Annotated in this window: 6 protein-coding genes; 1 reads left to right on the forward strand and 5 read right to left on the reverse strand. The window is 65.5% G+C overall.

What is annotated here, in order from left to right:
* Positions 1–3: 3 nt before the first annotated feature.
* From LG661_RS12535 to LG661_RS12555, 5 genes are all read right to left on the reverse strand, one after another.
* Positions 4–654, reverse strand: coding sequence for a Maf-like protein (locus LG661_RS12535; RefSeq protein WP_230532236.1), 651 nt, complete (start codon positions 652–654; stop codon positions 4–6).
* Between the two features lie 102 nt (positions 655–756).
* Positions 757–1,593 (reverse strand): CDP-diacylglycerol--serine O-phosphatidyltransferase, encoded by an 837-nt coding sequence (gene pssA, locus LG661_RS12540; protein WP_230532237.1) that lies wholly within the window; start codon positions 1,591–1,593, stop codon positions 757–759.
* Between the two features lie 93 nt (positions 1,594–1,686).
* A complete protein-coding gene (locus LG661_RS12545) occupies positions 1,687–2,388 on the reverse strand; it encodes a phosphatidylserine decarboxylase (RefSeq protein WP_230532238.1) in 702 nt (233 codons plus the stop codon).
* Positions 2,389–2,443: 55 nt separating this feature from the next.
* Entirely contained in the window at positions 2,444–4,354 is a 1,911-nt protein-coding gene (locus LG661_RS12550) for an ABCB family ABC transporter ATP-binding protein/permease (RefSeq protein ID WP_230532239.1), read from the reverse strand.
* 88 nt (positions 4,355–4,442) lie between these two features.
* The gene (locus LG661_RS12555; protein ID WP_230532240.1) at positions 4,443–5,726 is read right to left on the reverse strand and encodes a LysM peptidoglycan-binding domain-containing protein; all 1,284 of its coding nucleotides are present in this window, start codon (positions 5,724–5,726) and stop codon (positions 4,443–4,445) included.
* A 130-nt stretch (positions 5,727–5,856) separates the two neighbouring features.
* Between LG661_RS12555 and LG661_RS12560 the strand changes: the two genes are divergently transcribed.
* A complete protein-coding gene (locus tag LG661_RS12560; RefSeq protein ID WP_230532241.1) occupies positions 5,857–6,465 on the forward strand; it encodes an LOG family protein in 609 nt (202 codons plus the stop codon).
* Positions 6,466–6,505 lie beyond the last annotated feature (40 nt).

A 6,505-nucleotide genomic window follows, 5' to 3' on the forward strand; every position in this document is an offset into this window, starting at 1 on the left:
GCCTCAGGCCGCGTTCAGCCACGTGAACCGGACGGGGAAGCCCTCCCCGTCGAGCATCGCCACGGTCTCGTAGAGCGGCAGGCCCACCACGTTGGTGTAGGAGCCGACGAGCTTGATGACGAAGGTTCCGGCCAGGCCCTGGATCGCATAGCCGCCTGCCTTGCCCCGCCATTCTCCGGAAGCGAGATAGCGGTCGAACTCGTCCCGGGAGAGGCGTTTGAAGCGGACCCGCGTCTCCACGAAGCGCTCGCGAATCGCATCCTTCGGCGTCACGAGGCAGACCGAGGTGTAGACCCGGTGCTGCCGGCCGGAGAGCATGCGCAGGCAGGCCGCCGCCTCGTCCACCACCTCGGCCTTGGGCAGGATCCTGTTGCCGGCGACCACCACCGTGTCGGCGGAGAGGATGTAGGATTCCCTGAGGTCGTCGCGGTTGCGGGCCGTCTTTCGGGCGATCTCCGCCTTCGTTCGGGCAAGCCGCTTCGCCAGCTCCTTGGCCCCCTCGCTCTTCAGGGGCGTCTCGTCGATATCGGCCGGCAGAAGGGCGTCGGGCTCCATGCCTGCCTGCTGCAGGAGCGCGAGACGGCGCGGCGAGGCGGACGCCAGAACGAGCTTCGGACGCCAGCTGGAAGACGACACCTCGGAAGAAGACGCCACTGTTATCTCCACGCTTCGGGCCCTGGGCGGGCCCTTACGAAAACCAATCCTCAAAAGGCACAATGCCGCGCCGCTCACAAGATGGAACCCGCGCGCCCCCGTTCAAGCCGGCGGGGGCTCCACGGACGCCTCCGGAGGAGGATTGGCCGCATGCGCGCGCTCGAGCTGCCGATAGCGCATCACGCTTAGCGGGATCGAGGCCAGGAAGAGGACCGTAATGGCGGTGAGCATCTCGAAGGGGAAGCTCACCAGCAATCCGAAGGCGGCCACCGAGATCACGAAGATCGGCAGAACCCATTGGCGCGGGACCTTCAGGCCGATGGTCTTGCCGGAATAGACAGGGATGGTGGAGACCATCAGGAAGGCGAGACCCAGGAGATAGACCAGGGCGATCGGGGCCGCGGCACTGCCGATGGAGACGCCAAGGAACGAGAGATACAGGGGCAGGAGCGAGGTGAGCGCCCCTGCGGGCGCAGGCATCCCGGTGAAGAAGTTCTTCTTCCATTCGGGGCGGTGCGGATCGTCCAGCATCACGTTGAACCGCGCCAGGCGCAGGGCCATGGCGATGGCGAAGACCAGCACTGCGATCCAGCCGAGCGCCCTCAGTTCATGGAGGAGGAAGCTGTAGAGGATGAGGGCAGGCGTGACACCGAAATTCACGAAATCGGCGAGTGAGTCCAGTTCCGCCCCGAAACGGGAGGTGCCCTTCAGAAGCCGCGCGACCCGGCCGTCCACGCCGTCCAGAAAGGCCGCTACCACGATGGCGATCACCGCCGGCTCGTAGCGTCCCTCGAAGGCCAGCCTGATGGCGGTGAGCCCAAGGCACAGAGCGATCAGGGTGATGATGTTGGGGACGATGACGCGGAACGGAACGGGCTTGAAGAGCCGCTTGCGCGGCTCCTCCGGGTCCGGAGCAAACGGGGGGAAAAGATCACTCATGACGTGAATTTAGGGGCCGAACTCCCCAGCGGCAAGCAGACGGACCGTGGAGCGGTCGCGCTTCCACAATAAGCAGCCCCGCCGGGACGGTTCTTAGCCGGCCCGGTACTGGCGAGCGGGCTCGTTCGCCGTGAGATCGGCCAGGACCGTCTCGCCGGCGATCGACATCTGCCCGAGGCCCACTAGGACCTGCGCCGAGAGGGGCACATAGATGTCGAGCCGGGACCCGAACCGGATCAGGCCGAAGCGCTCGCCGGTGCTCAGAGCGTCGCCCACCTTGACGAAGGAGACGATGCGGCGAGCCACCAGACCTGCGATCTGCACGACGCCGATGCGGGTGCCGCCGGTCTCGATGACGAGGGCGTTGCGCTCGTTGTCCTCGCTGGCCTTGTCGAGCTCGGCATTGAGGAAGAGGCCCGGGGAGTAGAGAATCTGCAGAATGCGGCCCGTCACGGGCGAGCGGTTCACGTGGCAGTCGAACACGTTCATGAAGACCGAGATGCGGGTCATCGGCTCCTGGGGCAGCTCGAGCTCCACCGGGGGCACGGCCGTGGTGATGAGGCTCACCCGCCCGTCCGCGGGGGATACGACCAGCCCCTCCCGGATCGGGGTGATCCGCGGAGGATCGCGGAAGAAGTAGCAGACCCACACGGTGAGGATCGCGCCGATCCAGCCGAGGGGCGACCAGAGCCAGGCCAGCACGATGGTCGCGAACAGCGCGATCAGGATGAAGGGATAGCCTTCCTTGTGGATCGGCACGAAGATGCGGCGCATCGATTCTAGAACGTCGGTCATTCTCTGGGAGCCTTGATCAATCTGGTTGGGGGCATGGCAGGGGACGCTGCTTCCGTCAACCCGCCACGCTTTCCTCGGTCCGCTCGCCCTCCTCCGCCCGCTTCAGGGTCTCGCGGGCCAGATCCGCCTCGCGCTGGCGGTTCCACATGGCGGCATAGACGCCGCCCTGGTCCAGAAGGCTGGCATGGGTGCCCCGCTCCACGATGCGCCCGTGGTCGAGGACGATGATCTCGTCCGCGCCGATGACCGTGGACAGGCGGTGGGCGATCACCAGGGTAGTGCGGTTGCGGCTCACCCGGTCGAGGGCGTCCTGGATTTCCTTTTCCGTAAAGGTGTCCAGGGCCGAAGTCGCCTCGTCGAGGACGAGGATCGGAGGAGATTTCAGGATGGTCCGGGCGATCGCCACCCGCTGCTTCTCGCCGCCCGACAGCTTCAGGCCGCGCTCGCCCACCGGCGTATCGTAGCCTTCCGGCAGCGCCTCGATGAAGCGGTCGATCTGAGCGAGGCGTGCAGCCTCCCTCACCTCCTCCGGCGACGCGTCCCAGCGGCCGTACTGGATGTTGTAGCCGATGGTGTCGTTGAACAGCACCGTGTCCTGCGGGACCATGCCGATGACCTTACGCAGAGAGGCCTGCTGCACCTGGGCGATGTCCTGGCCGTCGATGAGAATGCGGCCGCTGGTAGGCTCGTAGAACCGGAACAGCATGCGCGAGATGGTCGACTTGCCGGCGCCGGACGGCCCCACGATGGCGACGGTGTTCCCCGCCGGCACCTCGAAGCTCACGCCCTTCAGGATCGGGCGCTCGGGGATGTAGGAGAAATGCACGTCCTCGAAGCGCACCACGCCTTGCTTCACCTCGAGCGGCGTGGCTCCCGGCCGGTCCTGGATCTCCGGGTTGCGCTCGATAATGGCGAACATGTCGTCGATGTCGATGAGCGCCTGCTTGATCTCGCGATACAGCATTCCCATGAAATTCAGCGGGATATAGAGCTGCACCAGCATGGCGTTCACGAGCACGAAGCTGCCGATGGAGGCCTCGCCCTGCATGATATCCCGCGCCGCCAGGATCATCACGATGGCCATGCCGATGGAGAAGATCACCGCCTGGCCGGCATTGAGCACGGCGAGCGAGGTATAGGTCTGGGTGGAGGCCTTCTCGTAGCCCTCCATGGAGCGGTCGTAGCGGGCGGTCTCCCGCTCCTCGGCGCCGAAATACTTCACGGTCTCGTAGTTCAGGAGCGAATCGACGGCCTTGGTGTTGGCGTCGGTGTCGGATTCGTTCATCCGCCGGCGGATGGAGATGCGCCACTGGGTCGCCTGATAGGTATAGGCGAGATAGACCACCACCATCACGAAGACGACGAGCGAATAGATCCAGTTGAACTCGTAGGCGAGGATCCCGAGCACGAGCACGAATTCAAGGATGGTCGGCACGAGGGTAAGCACGACGAGCCGGGACAACTCCTCGATGCCCTCGCGGCCGCGCTCGAGCACGCGGGTCAGGCCGCCGGTCTTGCGCTCCAGATGGAAGCGCAAGGAAAGGCGGTGCATGTGCTCGAAGGTCCTGAGAGCGAGGTTTCGCACCGCATGCATAGCGACCTTGGCGAAGAGGCCGTCGCGGACCTGGGTCAGCACCGCCATGAGGATGCGGGTGACGCCGTAGATTGCGGTCAGCAGGATCGGCGCGCGCCAGAGCCACGAGCCGTCCGTTTCCGTCTCCGTGCCGATGCTCCCGCTGCTCGTGACGGCCACGAGCGCGTCCGTCGCCCACTTGAAGGCGAAGGGCGTCACCATGGTCACTCCCTTGGCGACAAGGAGGAGGCCGAAGGCGATGAAGACGCGGCGCTGGAGATCGGGCCGCCCGTGGGGCCAGAGATAGGGCCAGAGCTTTTGCCAGGTATCGGCCAAGCCGCTAGACTTCGGCGCGGGAGCGCTCGTCGGCGGGACGGCGGTGGAGGGAGGCATAGTTTAGAATCCGATCAAGGTGTCGGACCTGCATATAAGGGCTAAGCAGGACGAATGCACCCCGCCCGCCTCCGATCGGCTGTTCAGGTCAGTTGCTCTTGACCGGTGGCTCCGACGGCAGGACGAAAACCTGCCCCGGATAGATCAGGTCCGGATTGCGGATCTGCTGCTGGTTCGCCCCGTAGATCACGGTATAGCGGTAGCCGGAGCCATAGATCCGCTGGCTGATCCGCCAGAGATTGTCGCCCCTGGACACGATGGCCGTGTTGATGTTCGGGATCATCACCGTGCCGGCCGCGGTCATCTGCGCATCGGCTCCCGCCGAGGCGACCTGATTGCCTGTCTGCGGCTGAGCCACCGGAGCCGTTTGGGCCTGAGGCTGGACGGAGGCGACCTGGACCGGGACGTTGAACCCCACCTCGGCCCGGGACCGGACCTGGCCGGAGACCGGATCGACATCGTCCAGGCGGATCCGGTAGTCGCCCGGTTTCACGCCGCTGGCGATGGCGAAGGACACCTTGCCGTCGCCTCCGGCTCCGCCGGGAGCAATGAAGCTCTCATTGAGGTAGAGGCGAACCGTCGCCCCAGGCGCGGAATGGCCGGACACGAAGAGCTTGCCGCCCTCCGCATCGATGCTCACGATCTTGACATCGGGGCGGGTCGCAGGCTGCTCCGGTGATGTGGGCGGAGCGGCGCTCGCCTGTTGCTGAGGCGTAGGCTGGCCGGGCTCCTCCGCAGGCGGGGTGGCCGCCGCCGTTTGCGTCTCGGCTTTCGGCTCCTCGGCCTTGGGCGCCTCAGCGGTCTTGGATGCCGGGGGCTCGGGGTTGGTGAGCAGGACCGTCGGCTGGCCGGGAGCCGCCAGAGCTACGAGAGGCCGCGACTTGTCGGTGTTGATGACGACGGTCACGTTCTGCTGGGAGCGCTGGCGCGTTCCGTCCGGCGCGATGGATTGCAGGGCGATCTGGTGCGAGCCCGGCGGCAGGGGCGGAGGCACGATGGCGAAGAGGCCCGAAGCGTCGGCGACGGCGCGGGCATGAACCATGTCGCCCCGCAGGAGCTCTATGGTCGCACCTGGGGCCGCCCGCCCGGCGATCACGCTCTCACCATCGGGCTCGACGCGTACGATGTCGAAGGAAGGAGCGAGCGGCGCATCCTGCGACGCGGTCTGGGTCTTTTCGGCGGGAGCAGGCGCGGCCTGACCGGCATCGGAGGCCTGAGGTGCGGCCGGAGGAGCCGGCACAGGAGCCGTATTTTGCGCCGTGCGCGGCTCGGACCAGGTCCAGTAGAGCACGCCGAGCAGAACTGCGACAACGGCGACGGCCACTGCGCCGATGATGGCGATGGTTCCCTTGATCTGTCGCTGGTCCGTCATGGTGCTTTTTCTCGAACGCGGCACTTTCGTGCATTAAACCCGTTTATCTTTCAAAAGGCTACGGCCATATAAAGGGAAATTACAGCTGTTACGATTCACCGCGGGAAGTTCCCCGCTTCCCCAAACCGCCATGTCATCATCAAAACCCATCAAATCCATTTGCGTGTACTGTGGCTCCGGTTTCGGAGACGACCCCGTTTTTGCGGAGAATGCGACGGCCCTGGGCCGCTCCATGGCCGAACGCGGAATCAGCCTCGTCTACGGCGGCGGCAATGTCGGCCTCATGGGCACCATCGCCCAGTCCGTCCTGGATCACGGCGGCTATGTCACGGGAATCATTCCGGATTTCCTCAAATCTCGCGAGAAGCTTCTGGACGAGGTACAGGAGACCATCGTCGTTCCGGACATGCATACCCGCAAGCGTCTCATGTTCGAGAAGGCCGACGCCTTCGTGGCCCTGCCGGGCGGAATCGGAACGCTTGAAGAGCTCGTCGAACAGATGACCTGGGCCCAGCTCGGGCGGCACACCAAGCCGATTCTCATGCTCAGCACCGGCGGCTTCTGGAAGCCCCTGCTGACGCTCCTCGCCCATATGCGCGAACAGGGCTTCATCCGCCCCGGCCTCGAGCTCAGCTATCTGGTGGCCGAGCGCATCGAGGAGGTAATTCCGATGCTGGAGAGCGCCGCCCGCCGCGTGGGCGTGGTCGGCAACGAGGAGATGATCGAGAAGAGGTTCTAGCACTACTTTGGCAGGTATGAGGAACCGGGCGGGGCCTGCC

This window comes from Microvirga roseola (assembly GCF_020866965.1).
Taxonomy (GTDB): Bacteria; Pseudomonadota; Alphaproteobacteria; order Rhizobiales; family Beijerinckiaceae; genus Microvirga; species Microvirga roseola.